The organism is Aminobacter sp. 01T433, from assembly GCF_056398585.1.
Map to the genome: position 1 here is coordinate 201,643 of NZ_JBFTPR010000003.1, position 20,317 is coordinate 221,959.

Below are 20,317 nucleotides of genomic sequence, written 5' to 3' on the forward strand. Positions count from 1 at the left end.
TCGGGCGTAGCTTGCCTCAACGCTATCACAAATGCGACTTGGCCGCTCGCCGCTTCCCTCGCCTCGGCAGCGGAGCCGACGCGCTAAGCTCCATGCGATTTCGCACATGACCGTCTTGGGGACAGCATGATTGACGCTACGATTTCAAGCATCCGCATTTTTCGCCAATGGCAGCCGTTTCGCGACGGCACCTACCGTTGTTCGGGCGGACGAAGCGCGGAAGGCTTTGATTCGACAATCGTCGAGATCACCAGCCGCGACGGCATCAGCGGCCACGGCGAGATGGCCCCACTTGGCAGCTTCTACGATCCCGCGTTTGCCGCCGGTGCGCGCGAGGCAATGCAAGAACTCGCACCGCAGCTTCTTGGCTGTGACGCATCCGGCATCGAGGCGCTGAACCGGCGCATGGATATTCTGCTCAAGGGCCACCCCTATGCCAAATCGGCGCTCGACATGGCGCTGTGGGATCTTGCCGGCAAGCGATCGGGCCTATCGCTTGCCGCAATGAGCGGAGGGGCGGAAGGCACAAAGCTTGCGCTCTATCGCTCAATCGCCCAGCAATCCCCCGACGCGATGGCGACGCGGGCACAAAAATACGTCGCGGAAGGCTACCGCCGCCTCCAGGTCAAGGTTGGGCTCGACGTCAATGAGGACATCGCCCGGCTGGAAGCGGTCCGCGCAGCTGTGCCGAACGACACGGTGCTGTTTTGCGACGCCAATGCGAGCTGGGGCACAGCCGAGACCCGACGCTTTCTGATGGCGACGCGGACACTCGATTACACGCTGGAGCAGCCCTGCGCGAGCTACGACGAAAACCTCGCCATCCGCCGCGCCACCGACCGGCCGCTCATTCTCGACGAGACCATCGACTGTGTGGATGTACTGTTGCGCGCCATATCGGACGGGCTTGTCGACGGCATCACCATCAAGCTGGCGCGTGTCGGCGGCCTGACCAGGGCCAAGCTTTTGCGCGACATCGCCATTGCCAAGAACCTCAAGGTGACAATCGAGGATACTGGCGGCGCGCAGATCGACACTGCGGCCTATTCGGGCCTGCTGTTGTCGACGCCAGAGAATCTCAGGCAGCACACTGTCGACTTCCACAACTGGGTGACTGTGTCGAACGCGCGCGGCGAATTCGCCATCGCCGAGGGCATGATGGCCCTGCCCGGCGGTCCAGGCCTTGGCCTGGACGTCGACCCGGCAGAATTCGGCACGCCGATATTTGCCTTCAAATCATGAATTGGATGGCTGGACGGACACGCCCCCGCACCCGTCCAGCCAGCATCGGCGCTATGGTAGCGGCGCGCCGATGACCTGGATGTTGTTTTTCGCGCAAGCATCGAAGAAGCGCTTGGCAGTCTCCGGCGTCCGCTCGGCCTTGGGCGGCAGGGCTGCCGACGGCGCCGGCAAGCTCATCTGACGGACCATTTGCTCGAAGTCGCCACCCTGGGTGACGATCAGGCAGGTCGCGCCATCGGTCGATTCGACGCGGAAAGTGTGTGGAACTCCCTTGGGCGCCATGACGGTCTGCCCGGCATTCGCGAGGAAAACCTTGCCGTCGACGCGAAAGCGCATCGTGCCTTCAAGGATGTGGATGATCTCGTCTTCGCAAAGATTGACGTGCAGCGGCGTCGTTTCGCCTTGCGGCATGCGGCATTCAATGATGCTGATCTGGTCATTTCCCGCACTGGCGGGCACGCGGATCGTCATGAGATTGTCGCCAAACCACAAAATCTGGCTGGCACTCTCAACCTTGGCCTGGGCGTTCACCGACAAGATCCCCTCTCCTCACAGCCGGCGAACTGCCGGACAAATCGGGAATTATCGGCGCGATGTAACCGTTTGAGGTCGGGAACGTCAGTGACTGTTTCCGTACCATGAAACAATTCGCACTTTAGACGAATTATATTCGAACCACCTAAACTCCAATTCGAAAGCCGCACGCAACTCAGAGTCAACAGATTTGCCTGAAAATGAAAAGACGGCCGCGGGATCACTCCCACGGCCGCCAATGCAGTGCCCAGATATGATTCAGGCTTAGAAGAACGCCTGCAGTCCGGTCTGTGCCCGGCCGAGGATCAGCGCATGGACGTCATGCGTGCCCTCATAGGTGTTGACCGTTTCCAGGTTCTGCGCGTGGCGCATGACATGGTAGCCGATCTGGATGCCGTTGCCGCCATGCATGTCGCGAGCCTGCCGCGCGATATCGAGCGCCTTGCCGCAATTGTTGCGCTTGACCAGCGAAATCATCTCAGGCGCAAACTTGTGTTCGTCCATCAGGCGACCGACGCGAAGCGAACCCTGGAGCCCGAGAGCAATCTCGGTCTGCATGTCGGCGAGCTTCTTCTGGTAGAGCTGGGTGCCGGCCAGCGGCTTGTTGAACTGCTTGCGGTCGAGGCCATACTGGCGGGCGCGGTGCCAGCAATCTTCGGCAGCGCCCATGACGCCCCAGGAAATGCCGTAGCGGGCGCGGTTGAGGCAACCAAACGGCCCCTTCAGGCCAGACACGTTGGGCAGAAGCGCGTCTTCGCCGACTTCCACGCCTTCCATGACGATCTCGCCGGTGATCGAAGCGCGCAGCGACAGCTTGCCGCCAATCTTCGGAGCCGAAAGCCCCTTCATGCCCTTTTCGAGCACAAAACCGCGAATCTGGTTGTCATGCGCTGCCGACTTCGCCCAGACGACAAAAACGTCGGCGATCGGGGAGTTGGAAATCCACATTTTCGAACCGCTGATCTTGTAGCCGGTGGCGGTCTTTTCGGCGCGGGTCTTCATGCCGCCAGGATCGGAACCGGCATCCGGCTCGGTCAGGCCGAAGCAGCCGATCCATTCGCCCGAAGCGAGCTTGGGCAGGTATTTCTTGCGCTGCTCCTCGGAACCATAGGCGTAGATCGGATACATGACCAGCGACGACTGCACTGACATCATCGAACGGTAGCCCGAATCGACGCGCTCGACTTCACGCGCGACCAGACCATAGGTCACGTAGCCGGCACCGAGACCGCCATATTCCTCAGGAACAGTGATGCCCAACAGGCCGGCCTCGCCCATCTCGCGGAAGATCGCCGGATCGGTCTTTTCGTCGAGATAGGCCTCTTCGATGCGCGGGGCGAGCTTGTCGGCAGCAAATGCCGATGCCGCGTCGCGCATCATGCGTTCGTCTTCGGTCAGCTGATCTTCGAGAAGGAAGGGGTCGGCCCAGACAAAGCTGGCGGCCGCCGCCGGTTTGGATGTGTTCATTGTTCCTCCGGGAGAATGAGAGCGCTTTTTCATATCCTAGCCCGCTTCAGGCCTTTTCGCTAACAAGTAATCTTGTAAAGTTGATGCGCAAAATCGATCAACTCAAACTCCAGGCCACCCCATGCGCCGCGCTTATGTGCCAACAATCGCCGAACTTGAGGCGTTCCGCGCCAGCGCACGCTACGGCACCACAATTCGCGCTGCCGATCAGCTTGGACTGACGCAAAGCTCGGTGAGCCGGTCTATCGGCCAGCTGGAGGACAGACTAGGCGTCGCCCTGTTCCACCGCGTCCGCCAGCGCCTGGCCCTGTCGGATGCCGGCCGCCGCTTTGCCCGCGACGCCGACGCGATCCTCGACGCCCTGCATGAGGCTACCGTCAGAACCATGGCCTTTGGCGGCCAGTCCGACATGCTCAGCCTCGCCGTGCTGCCGACACTTGCCGACCGCTGGCTGATCCCGCGACTGGCGGGTTTCCACCTCGCGGCTCCTGATGTCGCCATCGATCTGGCGGTCCGGCTTGAAACGGTCGATCTCGAAACCGAGGCCTTTGACGCGGCGATCCAGCGCGGGCCGGTCGAGCCCGGCCAGCCGGGCATGCTGCGCCTTTTCGACGAAGAACTGGTGGTGGTTGCCTCGCCTGTGCTTCTCGACGGCCGAGCTTCGCTCGATGATGCCGAACTCGCAGCACTACCACTGCTGCAGCAATCGACCCGCCCCACTCTATGGCTGCAATGGTTCCAGGCCGCCGGCATCGACCCGCGTACCACCTTGCGCGGCCACCGCTTCGAGCAGTTCTCGATGGTCGTCGAAGCGGCAGTCGCCGGGCTCGGCGTCGCTTTGGTGCCGCAGGTGCTGGCCGCGCGCGAATTGGCTTCTGGCCTGCTGGTCATGGCCTCGGCCAACCGCCTCGCCGGCGAGTTCCCCTATCGTCTCGCCTTCCGGCCCGGCACGGAGGATCGCCCGGGCCTGCGTGAATTCCTGCGCTGGATCACGGCTGATGTGGCCGCGTTCAAATCCTCAGGCCGAACCTGATCCCGTCATAGATCGCCGCATGAATGTTGCGGGCCTGGACCGCATCGCCGATGCGCAGCAAGACGAAGCTCGCGTCCCTGACCTCGGGGAAAATCTCTCCGCCATGGATGAGGCGTTCGTAGTCGATCGCGCCGCCATTCTTCGACAGCGGCTTGAGCTCAAGATAGAGATCGTCGAGCGGCAAGGTGCCATGCTCGACCACCACCTGGTCGACCCGGCGCTCCTCGCTCCAGCCCTTGGCGTAGTCGGAAGAAAGTGTGGCCACCAGCTGATTGCCCTCACGCCTGACCGACTGCAGCCGCGTGTTGATGGTGATCTTCACGCCAGTGCGGTGGAACGCCTCCATATAGGGCACATGGTTCATGCCGCCCATTTCGGGTGCGAAGAAACGCTCAGGCGTGACCAGTTCAAGCTTCGAGCCACCCTTGCCGATCAGCTCCGCTGCCGTCATGCCCTGGTGGCCGCCATTGTCGTCATAAAGCAGCACGTTTTCGGCCGGCTTCACAGCACCTGCTATGATGTCCCAGCTCGACGTCACCAGCTCGTCGCCGGCATCCAAAGGCGGGTTCTGCGGCAAACCGCCGGTAGCGATGACGACTGCGTCGGGATGGAGCGCAAGAACATCGTCCTTGCCGGCCCAGATGTCGTAGCGGATCTCGACGTGAAGCCTCTCAAGCTCGGCTAGGCGCCAATCGACGATACCGATCAGCTCACGCCGGCGCGGATTCTGCGCCGCCAGCCGCACCTGCCCGCCGGCCTGGCTCGACGCCTCCAGCACGGTCACCTTGTGGCCGCGTTCGGCCAACACCCGCGCGGCCTCAAGGCCGGCGGCACCCGCGCCGACCACGACAACCTTGCGCAGCGGGCCTTCGGTGCGGGAAATCACATGCGGGATGGTTGCCTCGCGGCCGGTCGCGGCGTTGTGGATGCACAGCGCGCCGCCCCCCTCATAGATCCGGTCGAGGCAGTAGGTGGCGCCGACGCACGGCCGGATCTGATGCTCACGCCCCTCCAGCACCTTCTTGATGATGTGCGGCTCGGCGATATGGGCCCGCGTCATGCCGACCATGTCGAGCTTGCCATTGGCAATGGCATGGCGGGCTGTTGCGACGTCGGAAATACGCGCGGCATGAAAGACCGGGAATTTGGTTGCCGCCCTCACCTCGCCGGCAAAATCGAGATGCGGCGACGAGGCCATGCCGTGCAGCGGGATGACACCGGTCAGTGCCGCGTCAGTGTCGATATGGCCGCGGATGATGTTGAGGAAATCGAACTTTCCCGACGAAGCCAATCGACGTGCGATCTCGATGCCCTCGTACTTCGACAGGCCTTTTTCGAAATCCTCATCAGCGACCATGCGGATGCCGACAACGAACTCCTTGCCGACAGCCGCGCGCACCGCATCGATCACCTGCCAGGTAAATCGCAGCCGATTGTCGAGCGAGCCGCCATAGTCGTCGTCGCGGTGGTTGGTCGCCGGCGACCAGAAACCATCCATCAAATGGCCGTAGGCCTCGAACTCGATCCCATCCAGCCCCGCCGCCTGCATGCGCTGGGCAGCGGAGGCATAGTCGGCGACGATACGCTCGATGTCCCAATCCTCGATGGTCTTGGGGAAGGTTCGATGGGCGGCTTCGCGCACCGGAGAAGCGCTGAGCACCGGCAGCCAATCGGCCTTGTTCCAATTGGTACGGCGGCCGAGATGGGTGATCTGGATCATCACCTTGCAATCATGCTCGTGGCAATCATCCGCGAGTTCACGCAGCCACGGCACGATGGCGTCATCATAGGCGTGCAGATTGCCGAAAGCGGCCGGACTGTCGCGCGAGACGATCGCCGAACCCGCAGTCATCGTCAGCGCCATGCCACCCCTGGCCTTTTCGGCATGGTAGAGCCGGTAGCGCTCCTTGGGCATGCCGTCTTCGGAATAGGCCGGCTCGTGGCTCGTCGACATGACGCGGTTTTTCAGCGTCAGATGCTTGAGCTGGTATGGCTGGAGGAGCGGGTCGTTGCTGGTCATTGCCTTCCTGCATTATCCGGCGCTAGTACACGCCACCTAAATAATCTGGCCCGCGCAGTTTGGCGTCCGCCGTTGCGCTAGCAATAAGCCAGAGCAAGTCAGAAGAGCCACCCAATGACTGCCACCGACAGCCTTACCCAACTCGGCGCGAAGGTCGAAACGCCGACCTCGCCGGAAACGGCCGTGCTCGAAACCGTGCCCTACACGCGCGGCGACGGCCCACCGGCGATCGTGCGCTTCACCTGCCCCGAATTCACCTCCTTGTGCCCGGTCACCGGCCAGCCCGACTTCGCCCACATCGTCATCGACTATGCCCCGGACAAGCTCCTGGTCGAATCGAAGTCGCTGAAACTGTTCATGGTCTCGTTCCGCAACCATGGCGCCTTTCACGAGGACTGCACGGTCATGATCGGCCGCCGCGTCGTCGAAGCTACCAAGCCGCTGTGGCTGCGCATCGCCGGCTACTGGTATCCGCGCGGCGGCATCCCGATCGACGTGTTCTGGCAGACCGGCACTCCGCCTGAGGGATCGTGGTTGCCGGACACCGGCGTCGCGCCTTATCGCGGGCGAGGCTGAGCTGCTGTCGGGCTTCTTGAGGGCGTTCATTCGCATTGGTACTGGCTGAACGCCCATTCGTTGGTCACCGACAAAAAGTCGGCGATCTTCCATTCGCCGTCGACCTTCTTCAACTTCCATTGCATGCGGTGCGGCTCGCCTGACGCCGTGAACGTTGCAACCACGATCGCGCTGTCGCCGCTCTCCGCTTCGTTCAGTTTCAGGCTCTTGTCGAGCTCGGCCTTGTCGTAGGCGACACTGTCGAGAGGCATGTTCGCATCAAGACAATCCCCCTGCCCTGATTTTTCGAGCTGGTCGCGGGCATCGAGCACGGCCTTTGCCGGGTCGACGAACCGACCGCGCTCGGCTGGATCGAGCTCCAGGCCGATATGGTCGTAGAAGGGTTTTACGGCTTCCAGTGGTGTTCCGGCCATGGCCGGCGTCATGAGCAGGGGTAGGATGGCAGTTGCAAAAGCGGCTTTCATGGCGGGCTCGGCGTTGGATTGGCTGCCCTCAATACCATGCATCATGAATTGTTGCCTTGCGCAGCAGCGTCATCTTTCACCTCGACGCGAATGATCCTGCCCTGCGCATCGAAATGGACCGTCTCTTCGCCGGAACGTTTGAGGCATGCGCCGGTGACCGCATGGGTCGCTTCGAGCCGCCAGCGCGACCATGCGGAGCGCGGCGACAGCATGGCCACCTCCTCATCTTTGGAAACCTGGTCGCCATAGACGGCGAAATAGCCACGAAACGCCTCCAGGATCGCGTGGCGGCCAACAATCGCGCCAACGCCGTCCGAGACATATTCGGCATCGGGCGCAAAAAAGGCTTCGATGGCTGCGAAGTCGAGGGCGTCGATCGCCGCATGATAGGACTTCAGCGCCGCCATGGGATCGAAGGCCGGATCGCGTTGCGTGCTATCGTCCCGCATCAATACCACGCATCGTCCATCGACGCCTTCTTGCGCGCCATGAAGTCGTTGAGCGCTTCGTCGATGCCCGGATCGAGCGGCGGCGCCTCATATTCTGCGAGCATCGTCTTCCAGCGTTTGTTGGCGCGCGTTGCAGCGTCCACCGAGCCGGCCGCCTGCCATTTTTCAAAAGGCTCGTTGTCGGCGACCGCCGAATCCCAAAAGGCTGTCTCGTAATTCTGCATCGTGTGCGCGCAACCGAAGAAATGGCTGCCCGGGCCGACTTCCCTGAAGGCGTCGAGCGCCAGCTGGTTGTCGTCAATCTTCACGCCGTCGAGATAGGTGTGCAGCGCGCCGCAAAAATCGGCGTCCATGACGAACTTTTCGTAAGACATCGACAAAAGCCCGTCGAGGAAGCCGGCCGAATGCAGGATGAAATTGGCGCCGCAATGCACCGCCGCCAGCATCGACATCGTGCCTTCGTTCATGGCGTGCGCGTCGGGCAGCTTCGCTGTGGTGAAGTTGCCGGAGCAGCGGAGCGGCAGGTTCAGTCGCCGCGCAAGCTGCCCGATGACCATCGAGCCGATGGCCGGCTCTGGCGTGCCGAAGGTCGGCGAGCCGGACCTGAGCGACATGGACGACAAAAAATTGCCGAAAATGACCGGCGCGCCGGGCCGCTCGAGCTGGGTCAGCGCGCAGCCGGCCATGGTTTCGGCCAGCGACTGGGCAATGGCGCCGGCATTGGTGACCGGCCCCATGGCACCGCCGAGGATGAAGGGCACAACGACCGCCGCCTGGTTGGCCCGCGCATAGGCGCGCAGCGCCGTGGTCATGGTGGCGTCCCAGACCAGCGGTGAGTTGGCGTTGACATTGCCCAGGATGACGCAATTCTCGTCGGTGAATTGCTCACCGAAGACGATGCGGGCCATGTCGATGGAGTCTTCCGCCCGGCTCTCCGACGTTACCGAGCCCATGAAGCCACGGTCGGAGTAGCGGATATGGCTATAGACCATGTCGAGATGGCGCTTGTTGACCGGTACGTCCACTGGCTCGCAGATCGTGCCACCGGAATGATGCAGCCAGGGCGAGGATTGCGCCAGCTTCACGAAGTTGCGGAAGTCCTCGATGGTGCCGTAGCGCCGGCCATTGTCTAGATCCATGACGAATGGCGAGCCATAGGCCGGCGAAAAGACGACGCCCTTGCCGCCGATGTCCACCGAGCGTTCAGGGTTGCGGGCATGCTGGGTGAATTGGGCGGGTGCTGTCTTCAGCACTTCGCGCAGCATGCCCGGCTCGAATTTGACGAGCACGCCATCGACCTTGGCCCCAGCCCGCTTCCAGTGATCGAGCGCCACCGGGTCGTCGCGAAACTCCATGCCGATTTCAGCCAGGATGCGGTCGGCCGTCTCTTCGATGCGGACGAGGTTTTCCTCCGACAATATGTCGTAGGTCGGGATGTTGCGGAGGATGTAGGGCCGACCATGCGCCTCTGGCCCGTGCGAACGCTGTTCGCGGCGCGCATTGCGGCCGCCACGCTCGCGGCGCTTCGTTGGCTCAGTCTGGATTTCAGGCGCAGCGACGTTCATGCATGGCTCCAAAGCATTCCAGCATGAAGCTAGTCTTTGGACCGGTTGCTGTGACGCTTGAAAATCCTCATCATTTGCATAAGCTGCATTTATGCAAAGCCTACGCCATCTCTTGCCCTCCGCCGGCAGCCTGATCGTCTTCGAGGCGGCGGGTCGGCTGTCGAGTTTCACAGCTGCGGGCCGCGAGCTCGGCATGACCCAGGCTGCTGTCTCCTATGCCATTCGCGGGCTGGAAGAGCAGCTCGGCGCGCAACTATTCCAGCGCCGCCACCGTCAGGTTTTGCTCACGGAGGCAGGCGAGCGCTTTCATGCCGATGTGACACTCGGGCTATCGCACATCCGCAAGTCGGCAGAAGAGCTGCGCGCTCGTGCCGGCGGCATGCATGTCACGCTGTCGGCGTCGACCGCCTTTGCTTCGTTCTGGATGATGCCGCGCCTGCAGAAATTCCGCGACGACCTACCCGGCATCGACCTGCGCATCCAGACCGCCGACCGCGATCTCGACCTGATCGCCGAAGGCATTCCTTTGGGCATTCGCGGTGGCGACGCCGAGGACTGGCCGGACTACGAGCTGCTGCCGATATCAGGCGAGGAAATCTATCCGGTCGCAGGCCCGGCCTATGTCGCGCGCGCCGGCACCCCGAAGACACCGGCCGAAATGACGCTGCATCACCTCATCCATCTCGAAGAACCCTTTCGGCCGGCTGCAACCTGGAACGAATGGTTCCAGTCGGCGGGCCTCAACGGCGCGGTGGCCAAGCGTGGGCTGGTCATCAACGACTATGTGCTCGTCATCCAGGCCGTCATGGAAGGCCAGGGCATCGCGCTCGGCTGGCGCCATCTCACCGACCGGTTGATCGCTGCCGGGCTGCTGGTACGCCTGACCGATCACATCATGACCACAGGCAAGGGCTTTCACGTCGCCTGGCCGAAAAATCGCCCTCTTAGCGAAAGTGCCGAAAAGGTCCGCGACTGGCTGGCAGCGCAGGCTTGAGAAGCCTGTTCACCAAGCAGATCAAGCCGGGCTGGCAAGCGCGTTCCTGACAGGGATTTCCGCCAAGTATCCATAGGCAAGAGCCTGTCCGCGCCGACGCGAATCCCGCTATAGTGCCCCGATGTCCATTCGCCAGCTTTCCGAAACCATGATCAACCAGATCGCTGCCGGCGAGGTCGTCGAACGACCTGCCAGCGTGGTCAAGGAACTGGTCGAAAACGCGCTCGACGCCGGAGCCTCCCGCATCGAGGTGGCCACCGCAGGCGGCGGGCTCAATCTGATCCGCGTCGTCGACGACGGCTCGGGCATGCCCGAACAAGAGCTTTCGCTGGCGATCTCGCGCCACTGCACCTCCAAGCTCGGCGAAGACATTCTCAACATTCGCTCGCTCGGCTTCCGTGGCGAGGCGTTGCCGTCGATCGGCTCGGTGTCGAAGCTCGCCATCCGCTCGCGAACCAAGGCTGCCGACAGCGGGGCTGAAATCACGGTCGAAGGCGGCCGCGTTTCGGCGGTGCGGCCGGCACCGACCAATCGCGGCACCTCGGTCGAAGTGCGCGACCTGTTTTACGCCACCCCTGCCCGGCTCAAATTCATGAAAACCGAGCGCGCCGAGGCGACCGCTATCGCCGATGTGATCAAGCGGATCGCGATTGCCTTCCCCGCCGTGCGCTTCACGCTGTCCGGCACCGACCGCTCCACACTGGAACTGTCCGCCGCATCAGACGATGTTCAAGGCAGGCTGACCCGCATCGCCCAGGTGATGGGCAAGGATTTCCCCGACAATTCGATCGTGATCGAAGCCGCGCGCGAAAGCGTGCGCCTCGATGGCCATGTCTCGATCCCGTCCTACACCAGGGGCAACGCGCTGCAGCAATATGCCTATGTCAACGGCCGGCCGGTGCGCGACAAGCTGATCGCTTCGGCCATCCGCGGTGCCTATGCCGACGTGCTGCCGCGTGATCGTCACGCCGTGACGGTGCTGTTTTTGACCCTCGACCCCGCCTATGTCGACGTCAACGTGCATCCGGCCAAGGCCGACGTACGTTTCCGCGATCCCGGGCTGGTGCGCGGGTTGATTGTCGGCGCGGTACGCCAGGCGCTGGCTGGCGCGGGCATCCGCCCGGCCACCACAGGCACGCAAGCAATGATGGGGGCGTTCCGCCTCGGTGCGACCGCCTATGGCCATCCCGGACCGGCCAGTGGCCATCGCGCCTACAATCCGGATTTTCGCGCCGCGACCTCTGGGGGATTCGACCCGCTGCGTTCACCGCACCGTCCGCTCGACACTGGTTTTGCCGAGCAGCGGCAGGCAAGTTTCGATACCGGCCCGCTGCACAGCGCCGACGCGCGCGCCGGGCTGAGCGAGGTTGCCGAAGCCCTGCTGCGAACCGAACTGGGTGCGGCGCGTGCGCAAGTGCACGAAAACTACATCGTCGCCCAGACCACGGATTCGCTTATCATTGTCGACCAGCACGCCGCCCATGAGCGGCTGGTCTATGAGGCGCTCAAGAACGCGCTGCACTCACGACCGGTGCCGGCACAGATGCTGTTGATGCCCGAGATCGTCGACCTGCCGGAAGAAGATGCCGAGCGCCTGGCGCTGCATTCGGAGACGCTTGCCCGCTTCGGTCTCGGCATCGAGCGCTTCGGCCCAGGCGCAGTTGCGGTGCGCGAAACGCCTGCCATGCTTGGCGAGACCGATGTCACCCAGCTGGTGCGCGACCTCGCCGATGAGATCGCCGACAGCGATACGGCGGATACGCTGAAGGAGCGGCTGGATGCGATTGCCGCGACCATGGCCTGCCATGGCTCAGTGCGGTCGGGCCGCCGTTTGAGGCCTGAAGAGATGAACGCGCTGCTGAGGCAGATGGAGGCGACGCCGGGTTCGGGCACCTGCAACCACGGCCGCCCGACCTATATCGAACTCAAGCTCGCCGATATCGAAAAGCTGTTTGGCCGGCGCTAGAGCCGGCCAAATCGGCCATCACCGCTTGAGATTGACCAGCACCACACCTGCCAGCGCCAGTACGCCGCCCAATATGCCGAACAGGCCAGGCGTCTCGCCGCGCCACACGAAGCCGATCAACACGGCGACCGGCGGCACGCAGTACATGAAGTTGGCAGCGCGCGAGGCAGGCAGGCGAGACAGCACCACCGACCAGCTGGCATAGGCGATCAAGCTCGGCACGATGCCGAGAAAGATGACCGACCAGAATGGCTCGCTATCGGCGACCGCCATCTGCGCGAAACCGCTGGGCAGTGCCGGCGCCAAGCATAATGCGCCGAGGATCATGTTCCAGGCCGAGACGGTCAGCGGGTGGTGGCGGCTGAAAAGCCGCTTCTGCACGATGCTGTTGATCGAGGTGCAAAGTGCCGAGCCCAGGATCAGCAGAGCGCCGGTGTTGAAGGTAAGTCCCTGCCCTTCGCCAAGCGCGATAATGCCGATGCCGGCGAAAGACAGGAAGGTGCCCGCCCAAGCCAATGCAGGAAAGCGCTCGCCCAGCAACATCATCGCCAGCACCGCTGTGATGATCGGGTTGACGTTGATGATGAAGCTTGCGGCACCGGCCGAAATGGTCAGCTCGCCGTAGTTGAGCAGGATGGTGTAGAGCGCGACGAAGAAGATGCCGCCAAAGGCGAAGCGCCAGAGTTCGTTGAATGCCGGCAAGGCGGGCCGGCGGATCAGCAGGTAGATCGCCGACGGCACCGCCGCTATGGCGAAGCGCAAGGCACCAAGCTCGATGGGACCGATCGCCGTCAGCCCGGCGCGGATGGCCGGGAATGCCGAAGCCCAGCCAACGATGGTGACGACCACGGCAAGGATGGTCACGGCGGACGCTGCCGGTGCGGAATTCAACGTACTTGTCTGGATGGCCATGGCATTGATCTCGAAAATTGGCTGAGGGCCATAGATGACGTCATTCCGAGCTGATTGACAAACGATCAATTCAAGGATCAGCTGTGAGCATGGATCACAGCTTGGAACCGATGCTGCCGCTTGAAACCCTGCGCGCCTTTCAGGCGGCGGCGCGTTCCGGCAGCTTTTCAGCAGCCGCCGAAAAGCTCAACATGACACATGGCGCAGTCAGCCGGCAGGTTGCCAAGCTGGAGAGCTGGCTTGGCCTGAAACTGTTCGAGCGCAAGGCGCGCGGCGTTTCGCTGACGCTCGAAGGCCAGCGCCTGCACCTCAGGACCAGTGAAGCCTTTTCGCTGATCGCCAACACAACCGACCGTTGGGTCGAGCCGCGTGGTGCAGCGGTGGTGCGGCTGAGCTCTATCCCGTCAGTCGCGGGGCTGTGGCTGATGCCGCGCCTTTCGGCGCTCGAAGCCGGCACCACCCCACTGCGGATCGTGCTCGACATCGACATCCGCCAGGCCGACCTCGCCGACGAGGGCATCGACCTGTCGGTCCGCTGCGGCCGCGGCAAGATCCCCGGCCGCGTGTCGGCACAGCTTTTCGAAGAGTACTGTTTCCCGATCGCCGCGCCGGCACTCGCCGTCCAGATCGGGGCCGGCAAGGCCGAACGACTGCTGAAGCACCCGCTCATCCACGATTCGGATGCCTCAAGCTGGCGCTCATGGTTCAGCGCCCACGGCCTCGACTATCGCCCCCGACCGCAGGATCGCCGTTTCGAGGATTACAATCTGGTGCTCGACGCCGCCGCTCATGGCCTCGGCATAGCCTTGGCACGTCCACCGCTGACCGAATCCCACCTCAAATCCGGCCGCATCGCCGTTATCGACGAACGGAGCGCGCTGAACCCGGTATCTTATTGGCTCGACCGGCCGGTTGGACGGCCTCGGCCTGCTGCTGCGGAACTCGCGCGCCGCATCGGTGCGCAGGCAGGTCTTGCGCCCGAACGGATCGAGCGGTTCCTGGCAGAAGACAGGTAACTTGACCTCAGGCATTTTGTGGCCATAAAAGCCAATATGCAGCGCAGCCACTCCCTTCTGGGGACGCGCGGACGCGGTTAGATTTGAACCTGTGCATTGATCGATCCCGATTTTCGAGACCATGCACCAGGATGTTGAGCACAAAGCGATGATGAACCGTTTCGAAGGCCCCGGCGCACGCGAAGCTCGCATTCGCTACCTCGACGGCGATTTCCAGGTAACGAGCCCCGGTTCCTTCGTGCGCTGCGCCGTGACGTCGGAGTCGATCCCTCTCGACGAGCTCAAATACTGGAGCGTCGCCCGGCAGGAACCTTATCGCGATGCAGCGATTTCATTGGCGCGCGAGATCGAAATGAACCCGGATCTGCGCAAGCGCGGCTAGTCAGCCCGATATCTTTCGCCGCCGCCAGACTTCGAGCGTGTCGCCTATGATGCGTTCGGCCGTGTGCTCGATGTCGAACACCGCATCGATCTCCATCACGTTAAGCCGCTCCAGGAATTCCGGTGAAGCTGCGCCGTGACGCAGCCGTGCGGCATCCTTCGATGTCGTGACAAGTTCCAGCTCGCCGGCCTGAGCTGCGGCAACCAGATCGTCCAGATCTTCAGGCAGATAGAAGTGATGGTCGGCAAAAGCCCGTTCCAGCACCACCGTACCCCCAGCCTTGTTCAGCGTGGCGAAGAACTTTTCGGGATGACCGATGCCGGCAAATGCGAGGAAACGCCGACCCACGAACGCCTTCTTGTTGCGCGGCCGCGCGGTCGCAGCGAAGATGGGCTTGCCGGCGCGCGCCGCCTGACGCACCACCGCATCGGCCTTCTCGCCCTCGCCCATCTTGAGGACGGCATCGGCAAATCGAAGTTGGTCAATCAGCCGCGCGCGCATCGGCCCGCCGGGGATGACATGGCCATTGCCGAGGCCGTAGCGCGCATCGACCACCACCAGCGCATAGTCGATATGGATGCGCGCGCTTTGGAAACCGTCGTCCATGATGAGGAAGTTGCAGCCGCGCTCGATCAGCAGGCGCGCACCCGCTGCCCGATTGGCGGAGACAGCGACCAGCGCGTGTTCGGCCAGAAGCAGCGGCTCGTCGCCGACATGCTTGGCGCTGTCATGGTGCGTGTCGACGACATGGGGTTCAGCGAAGCTACCGCCATGGCCGCGCGACAAGATGCCAGGCACGAGCTGCATGCGCTTGGCCTGCTTGGCGAGCGCGATTGCGATCGGGGTCTTGCCGGTGCCGCCGACGGTGAAATTGCCGACGCAAAGCACCGGCGCATCCATCTTCTCGCGCCGGGCGGTTTTCATGCGCCGGCCAGCGACCAAGGCGTAAAGCGACGAGACCGGGTAGAGCGCGTAAGCGCGCCAGTCCGGCTTTTCCCACCAGAAAGGAGGCGCTTCGCTGGCCAGCTCTACCTCCCCCCCGCGCCCTTGAGGCGCGACTGAACGATCAGTGGATGAATATAAGGTTCGAGCGCCTTCAGCGTCCGTGCCAGCGCGCCGCGCATTTCCTCGACGGTCGAGGCACCGGCCGCCATCATGTCATGGCGGGCGATCTCGTTACCGAGCAGGAAGTTGACGGCACCCGCCAGCATGTCGCGGTCGCGGACAATCTTGGCGCCGCCGCGATCGATCAGCCGCTGATAGGTGTCGCGGAAATTCTGGACGTTGCGTCCTGCAAGCACGGCGGTGTCGAGCATAGCCGGCTCGAGCGGGTTCTGGCCGCCCTGTGCGGTCATCGAGCGCCCAACGAAGGCAATCTCGGTGAGGCGCAGGTAAAGCCCCATCTCGCCTATCGTGTCACCGAGCAGGATATCGGTATCAGGCGTGATCGGATCGCCGGTGCTGCGACGCGCAACATTCAGCCCCATCGCCGTCAGTTCCGTCATCAGCGCTGTGGCACGATCGGGATGGCGCGGCACGATTATGGTCAAAAGACCCCGATGACGATTGCGCAGCATGGTATGCACTTCCGCCGCCATGACTTCTTCGCCGTCATGGGTCGAGACGGCAGCCCAGGTGGGACGCCTGCCGATCTGGCGCTGAACCATGTACAGCGCGCGTTCGTCGACCGGTGGCGGCGAGGTATCGACCTTGAGATTGCCCGAGACGGTAACCGGACGCGCACCGAGCGCGCGGAAACGCTCGCCGTCGACCTCCGACTGCGCCACCACATGCGCCATGTTCTCAAACAGAGCCTCGGCGATATAGTTGCGCTTCTTCCACGACTTGAACGACCGGTCCGAAAGCCGCCCATTGACCAGGATCTGCGGTACGCGCCGTGCGCCAAGCTCAAGGATGGTCATCGGCCAGATTTCCGATTCGGCGATGATGGCGAGATCCGGATGCCAATGATCGAGGAAACGGCTGACCGCAGGCTTGAGGTCGAGCGGCACATATTGATGGATGATGCGGTTGCCCAGCCGCTCTTCGGCGACCTGGGCGGAGGTGACGGTGCCCGTCGTCAGCACGACGTTGATGCCGTAGCCAAGGATAGCCTCGATCAACGGCACCACGGCAATCGTTTCGCCAACGCTTGCGGCATGGAACCAGATCAGCGGCCCATCAGGCCGTTCGCGGCTGGGCACGCCATAGCGCTCACGACGGCGATTGTGGTCTTCCTTGCCCTTGGACGCGCGCCAAGCGACATAGCCACCGACCATCGGATAGGCCGCGGCGCCGGCATAACGATAGGCTTTCAGAAAAGCACGAGCCCAGCGTTCGCTCATTGGATGCCATCCACCAGGCGGTAAGCCTGCACGGTGGCGTGATCGATGGCAGCGGTCAGCTCCTGGCGCTTGCGCTCCATCTCGGCGTCATCAGCATCTGCGGCAACCTCGATCGGAGGCGCGACGAAGAGCGCGCAACGGCCGAAAGGAAGATTGATCGTGGTCTTGTCCCAAGTGCCTTCCAATACCTTGCGGCGGCTCGTGGCGATGGCTGTGGGGGCGATCGGTCTGCCCGAAATGCGCGCAAGAAGAATAATGCCCATGCCCGCGTCGCGGGGCGTGCCATGCGGAATGTCGGCAATCATGCAGACATTCTTGCCTGCATCGAGTGCCTTTTTCAGGGCAATGAGCGCGGTTGCTCCGCCCTTGTCGAGCCTGCTTTTGGTTTCGCGGCCACCCGACCCGCGTACCGCCTCGATGCCAAACTTGTTGACGACCAGCGCGTTGAGCTCGGCGTCGGCACTGCGCGACACCATTGCCACCAGGCCGCGCTCGCTCGGATAAAGCGCTGGCGCAAGCAGATGCTGGCCGTGCCAGAGGCCAATGATCAGCGGTTCGCTGTCGGCGTAGCTGCCACCTGCGAGCTTGAAAGAGCCTTTCGCCATCGGGTTGGTCAGTTTGACGAAGCGCATCGCGCCGGCGAACAGGCTCGCTATCGCGCCCTTGGCAAAGCGCGACTTGGCGAGCGGCTCGCGAATGCGGCGCCAGAACGTCTTCGACGCCGGCTGCTTGACACGCTTCTTCTTCGCCGCCGACCTGACGGCCGGCGACGCCATGCGGGGTTGCTCCATCAGTTCTGACCGGCGACCTTCGCGTCCGGCTCAAGCAACCGATGCAGGTGGACCACGAAGTAGCGCATGTGGGCGTTGTCCACGCTCGCTTGTGCCTTCGCCTTCCAGGCCAGCTCAGCCGACTTGTAGTCGGGGTAGATGCCAACGATATCGAGCGCATCGAGATCGCGGAACTCGGTTCCACCCAACTTCGTCAGCTCGCCGCCGAACACCAGATGCAACAGCTGCTTTTTTCCGTCTTCTTCGGACATCTGCTTCCTTGATTCATCATCTCAGGGACCGCCTGATCTAGACCAAAGCGGGCCATTTTGAAACACTTCGCGAATTCTTAGCCGTCGTGGCTTGCCATCACTCTAGTCATGACGTCGAGCAATGTCCCACTGCCCGCCATCAATGCGCCGTGAACTATGTCGCGGCCGGCAAAGGCCGGCTGGCGGCCTTCTTCATCGAGTAGCTTTCCGCCCGCCTCGGTCAATATAAGCTCGGCAGCGGCAATATCCCAGTCATGCGCGTTTGGCTTGACGAAGGTTGCATCGAGTGCACCGCTCGCGATCATCGCCACGCGATAGGCAAGCGAAGGTATGTACGCTTCGCGATCGAGCCGCTCTTGCCATTCTTCCGGCATCTTGTCGATCATCGGCTTGGGACCGGCGATACGTGCGCGTTCGCCCAACTCACGCACCCTGAGCGGGGTTCCGTTGAGGAAAGCACCGCCGCCGGCTATCGCCCAGTAAGTCTCGTTGCGTGCAGGGCATTCGAGTACGCCGGCCAGCGAACGGCCGTTCTCGACGACGGCAACACTCACGCACCAGGCCGTCCGGCCCTCGACGAAGCCACGCGTGCCGTCGATCGGGTCGACGACGAAAGTGCGGCGCGCGGCGAGCCGGTCGAGATTGTCGGCGGTCTCTTCCGACAGCCAACCATAGTCGGGCCGCGCTGCCATCAGCGTTTCGCGCAGATAGTGATCGGCGGCGTAGTCGGCTTCGCTGACTGGCGAATTGCCGCCCTTGAACCAGACTTCGGGGCTTTGACGGAAATAGCCCATGGCTATCCGCCCGGCCTCGGCAGCTGCCGCACGCAGCAGTTCGAGCTCGGTCTGAAGTTCTGATTTGTCGATAATCTCAGTCTCCGGCAAGGGTCATGCCTTCGATCAATAGTGTAGGCGCGGCGGTACCGAAATTGCGATCGAGATCGCTTGCCGGCACCATGCGCAGGAACATGTCCTTGAGGTTGGATGCGATCGTCACCTCCGAAACGGCCCAGGCAAGCTCGCCGTTTTCGATCCAGAAGCCCGATGCGCCGCGGCTGTATTCGCCCGTCACCATGTCGACGCCCTGGCCGAACACCTCGGTGACGTAGAAGCCGCGTTTCAACGAACGGATGATGTCTTCGGGCGACTTCTCTCCCGGCTCAATGGCAAAATTGGTCGAGGACGGCGACACTGACGAGCCGCCACGCGCGCCGCGCCCGTTGGTCACAAGACCGAGTTCGCGCGCCGCCGAGGTCGACAGGAACCAATGGTTGAGAACGCCCTTGTCGACCATCTTGAGGGTCGCGCCCTCGATGCCTTCGCCGTCGAAGGGGCGCGACGCCTGGCCACGCCGTTTCAATGGCTCGTCGATAGCTGTGATGGCGGCTGATGCCACCTGCTTGCCCATCATGTCGCGCAAGAAGCTGGTCTTGCGGGCGACCGAAGCGCCATTGATGGCACCTGCCAGATGGCCAGCAATGCCGCGCGCGACGCGCGGATCGAAGACGACGTCGACCGGTCCGGTGGCTGCCTTGCGCGCATTGAGCCGCTTGACCGCGCGTTCGCCAGCCTTGCGACCGATCTCGTCAGCGGCATCCAGATCGGCGAAATGCAGGCGCGAAGAATATTCGTAGTCGCGCTCCATCGAGGTACCCTCGCCGGCAATGACGCTGGCGGAACGCGAGAAGCGCGAGCCGACATAGTGGCCGACGAAACCGTGAGAGGTCGCAAGCACCAGACCACCGAGACCAGCGGCGGCACCCGCGCCGGCTGAGTTGGTGACGCCCTTGACGGCGAGCGCTGCCTCTTCAGCGGCAAGCGCGTCTTCCTTCAGGCGCTCGGCCGAAACCACAGTGTTGTCGAAGAGGTCAAGATCGCGCGGCGCATGGGCCAGCAACGATGCGTCCGCCAGACCTTGATACGGGTCCTCAGGCGAAACCTTCGCCATCGCCACCGCGCGTTCCGCAAGGGTCTTGGGATCGGAAGCGGCGGTCGCCGAAACACTGGCCACACGCTGGCCAACGAAAACCCTGAGCGACATATCCTCGCTCTCCGAGGCCTCGGTGCCCTCGACCTTGCCGAGACGCACGGAAACGCTCGTCGAGCGGCCACGCACGGCAACCGCATCCGCGGCGTCCGCCCCGGCCCTTTTTGCCGCCTCGACGAGGCTCGCCACCCGGTCGGCCAGTTTCGCGGCGTCGTTGGTATCGTTCATTGGCGTGTTCCGATTGCTCGCCGCCCATTGGTCGCGGCCCGTACCACCCATCTATTGTCCCGAACCCGCTTGTGCAATGGGCGGGTGCATGGTCAA

At 63.0% G+C, this 20,317-nt stretch carries 20 protein-coding genes; 7 read left to right on the forward strand and 13 right to left on the reverse strand.

Going from position 1 to position 20,317, the window contains the following annotated elements; all coding sequences use genetic code 11:
• The first annotated feature begins 126 nt into the window (after positions 1 to 126).
• A complete protein-coding gene (locus AC1DLV_RS06245; protein ID WP_476798690.1) occupies positions 127 to 1,242 on the forward strand; it encodes a mandelate racemase/muconate lactonizing enzyme family protein in 1,116 nt (371 codons plus the stop codon).
• Positions 1,243 to 1,293: 51 nt separating this feature from the next.
• On the opposite strand, the gene AC1DLV_RS06250 is transcribed toward AC1DLV_RS06245, so the two are convergent.
• Together AC1DLV_RS06250 and AC1DLV_RS06255 are read right to left on the reverse strand one after the other, a co-directional pair.
• Complete coding sequence (locus AC1DLV_RS06250) at positions 1,294 to 1,773, reverse strand: cupin domain-containing protein (RefSeq protein ID WP_476798901.1); 480 nt, start codon at positions 1,771 to 1,773, stop codon at positions 1,294 to 1,296.
• A gap of 267 nt (positions 1,774 to 2,040) precedes the next feature.
• Entirely contained in the window at positions 2,041 to 3,243 is a 1,203-nt protein-coding gene (locus AC1DLV_RS06255) for an acyl-CoA dehydrogenase (protein ID WP_476798691.1), read from the reverse strand.
• Between the two features lie 121 nt (positions 3,244 to 3,364).
• On the opposite strand from AC1DLV_RS06255, the gene AC1DLV_RS06260 reads away from it, so the two are divergent.
• Positions 3,365 to 4,276: a LysR substrate-binding domain-containing protein gene (locus tag AC1DLV_RS06260; protein WP_476798692.1), complete on the forward strand. Its 912-nt coding sequence runs from the start codon at positions 3,365 to 3,367 to the stop codon at positions 4,274 to 4,276.
• Here AC1DLV_RS06260 and AC1DLV_RS06265 read toward each other — a convergent pair.
• On the reverse strand, positions 4,254 to 6,296 hold the full coding sequence (locus AC1DLV_RS06265; RefSeq protein ID WP_476798693.1) for an FAD-dependent oxidoreductase: 2,043 nt from the start codon (positions 6,294 to 6,296) through the stop codon (positions 4,254 to 4,256). The two genes, AC1DLV_RS06260 and AC1DLV_RS06265, sit on opposite strands and share 23 nt — an antisense overlap.
• Before the next feature lie 114 nt (positions 6,297 to 6,410).
• Here AC1DLV_RS06265 and queF point away from each other — a divergent pair, with 114 nt between their 5' ends.
• The gene (queF, locus tag AC1DLV_RS06270; RefSeq protein WP_476798694.1) at positions 6,411 to 6,872 is read left to right on the forward strand and encodes a preQ(1) synthase; all 462 of its coding nucleotides are present in this window, start codon (positions 6,411 to 6,413) and stop codon (positions 6,870 to 6,872) included.
• Positions 6,873 to 6,898: 26 nt separating this feature from the next.
• Here queF and AC1DLV_RS06275 read toward each other — a convergent pair whose 3' ends face one another.
• The 3 genes from AC1DLV_RS06275 to AC1DLV_RS06285 are packed head-to-tail and all read right to left on the reverse strand — an operon-like array spanning position 6,899 to position 9,350.
• On the reverse strand, positions 6,899 to 7,336 hold the full coding sequence (locus AC1DLV_RS06275) for a nuclear transport factor 2 family protein (protein ID WP_476836131.1): 438 nt from the start codon (positions 7,334 to 7,336) through the stop codon (positions 6,899 to 6,901).
• 41 nt (positions 7,337 to 7,377) lie between these two features.
• On the reverse strand, positions 7,378 to 7,785 hold the full coding sequence (locus AC1DLV_RS06280) for a nuclear transport factor 2 family protein (protein WP_476798696.1): 408 nt from the start codon (positions 7,783 to 7,785) through the stop codon (positions 7,378 to 7,380).
• Positions 7,785 to 9,350 carry a trimethylamine methyltransferase family protein gene (locus AC1DLV_RS06285; protein ID WP_476798697.1) on the reverse strand — a complete coding sequence of 522 codons (1,566 nt, stop codon included), beginning with the start codon at positions 9,348 to 9,350 and terminating at the stop codon, positions 7,785 to 7,787. The genes AC1DLV_RS06280 and AC1DLV_RS06285 overlap by 1 nt, the downstream gene beginning before the upstream one ends.
• Before the next feature lie 91 nt (positions 9,351 to 9,441).
• On the opposite strand from AC1DLV_RS06285, the gene AC1DLV_RS06290 reads away from it, so the two are divergent.
• Positions 9,442 to 10,344 (forward strand): LysR substrate-binding domain-containing protein, encoded by a 903-nt coding sequence (locus AC1DLV_RS06290; RefSeq protein WP_476798698.1) that lies wholly within the window; start codon positions 9,442 to 9,444, stop codon positions 10,342 to 10,344.
• A gap of 121 nt (positions 10,345 to 10,465) precedes the next feature.
• Positions 10,466 to 12,310 carry a DNA mismatch repair endonuclease MutL gene (gene mutL / locus AC1DLV_RS06295; RefSeq protein WP_476798699.1) on the forward strand — a complete coding sequence of 615 codons (1,845 nt, stop codon included), beginning with the start codon at positions 10,466 to 10,468 and terminating at the stop codon, positions 12,308 to 12,310.
• 18 nt (positions 12,311 to 12,328) lie between these two features.
• On the opposite strand, the gene AC1DLV_RS06300 is transcribed toward mutL, so the two are convergent.
• Positions 12,329 to 13,222: a DMT family transporter gene (locus AC1DLV_RS06300; RefSeq protein WP_476798700.1), complete on the reverse strand. Its 894-nt coding sequence runs from the start codon at positions 13,220 to 13,222 to the stop codon at positions 12,329 to 12,331.
• 89 nt (positions 13,223 to 13,311) lie between these two features.
• Here AC1DLV_RS06300 and AC1DLV_RS06305 point away from each other — a divergent pair, with 89 nt between their 5' ends.
• Together AC1DLV_RS06305 and AC1DLV_RS06310 are read left to right on the forward strand one after the other, a co-directional pair.
• Complete coding sequence (locus AC1DLV_RS06305; RefSeq protein ID WP_476798701.1) at positions 13,312 to 14,238, forward strand: LysR family transcriptional regulator; 927 nt, start codon at positions 13,312 to 13,314, stop codon at positions 14,236 to 14,238.
• Between the two features lie 148 nt (positions 14,239 to 14,386).
• Entirely contained in the window at positions 14,387 to 14,620 is a 234-nt protein-coding gene (locus AC1DLV_RS06310; RefSeq protein ID WP_476798702.1) for a DUF2093 domain-containing protein, read from the forward strand.
• Here AC1DLV_RS06310 and lpxK read toward each other — a convergent pair whose 3' ends face one another.
• The 6 genes from lpxK to AC1DLV_RS06340 all read right to left on the reverse strand — a co-directional run bounded on the left by lpxK (position 14,621) and on the right by AC1DLV_RS06340 (position 20,221).
• A complete protein-coding gene (gene lpxK, locus AC1DLV_RS06315) occupies positions 14,621 to 15,646 on the reverse strand; it encodes a tetraacyldisaccharide 4'-kinase (RefSeq protein ID WP_476798902.1) in 1,026 nt (341 codons plus the stop codon). It lies immediately after the preceding gene.
• A 2-nt stretch (positions 15,647 to 15,648) separates the two neighbouring features.
• A complete protein-coding gene (waaA, locus tag AC1DLV_RS06320; RefSeq protein WP_476798703.1) occupies positions 15,649 to 16,965 on the reverse strand; it encodes a lipid IV(A) 3-deoxy-D-manno-octulosonic acid transferase in 1,317 nt (438 codons plus the stop codon).
• Positions 16,962 to 17,756: a lysophospholipid acyltransferase family protein gene (locus AC1DLV_RS06325; RefSeq protein ID WP_476798704.1), complete on the reverse strand. Its 795-nt coding sequence runs from the start codon at positions 17,754 to 17,756 to the stop codon at positions 16,962 to 16,964. Before AC1DLV_RS06325 ends, waaA begins: the two co-directional genes overlap by 4 nt.
• Positions 17,756 to 18,007: a DUF4170 domain-containing protein gene (locus tag AC1DLV_RS06330; RefSeq protein WP_109574520.1), complete on the reverse strand. Its 252-nt coding sequence runs from the start codon at positions 18,005 to 18,007 to the stop codon at positions 17,756 to 17,758. Before AC1DLV_RS06330 ends, AC1DLV_RS06325 begins: the two co-directional genes overlap by 1 nt.
• 77 nt (positions 18,008 to 18,084) lie before the next feature.
• Complete coding sequence (locus tag AC1DLV_RS06335) at positions 18,085 to 18,891, reverse strand: 3'(2'),5'-bisphosphate nucleotidase CysQ (protein WP_476798705.1); 807 nt, start codon at positions 18,889 to 18,891, stop codon at positions 18,085 to 18,087.
• Positions 18,878 to 20,221 (reverse strand): TldD/PmbA family protein, encoded by a 1,344-nt coding sequence (locus AC1DLV_RS06340; RefSeq protein ID WP_476798706.1) that lies wholly within the window; start codon positions 20,219 to 20,221, stop codon positions 18,878 to 18,880. The genes AC1DLV_RS06335 and AC1DLV_RS06340 overlap by 14 nt, the downstream gene beginning before the upstream one ends.
• Positions 20,222 to 20,317: the final 96 nt, after the last annotated feature.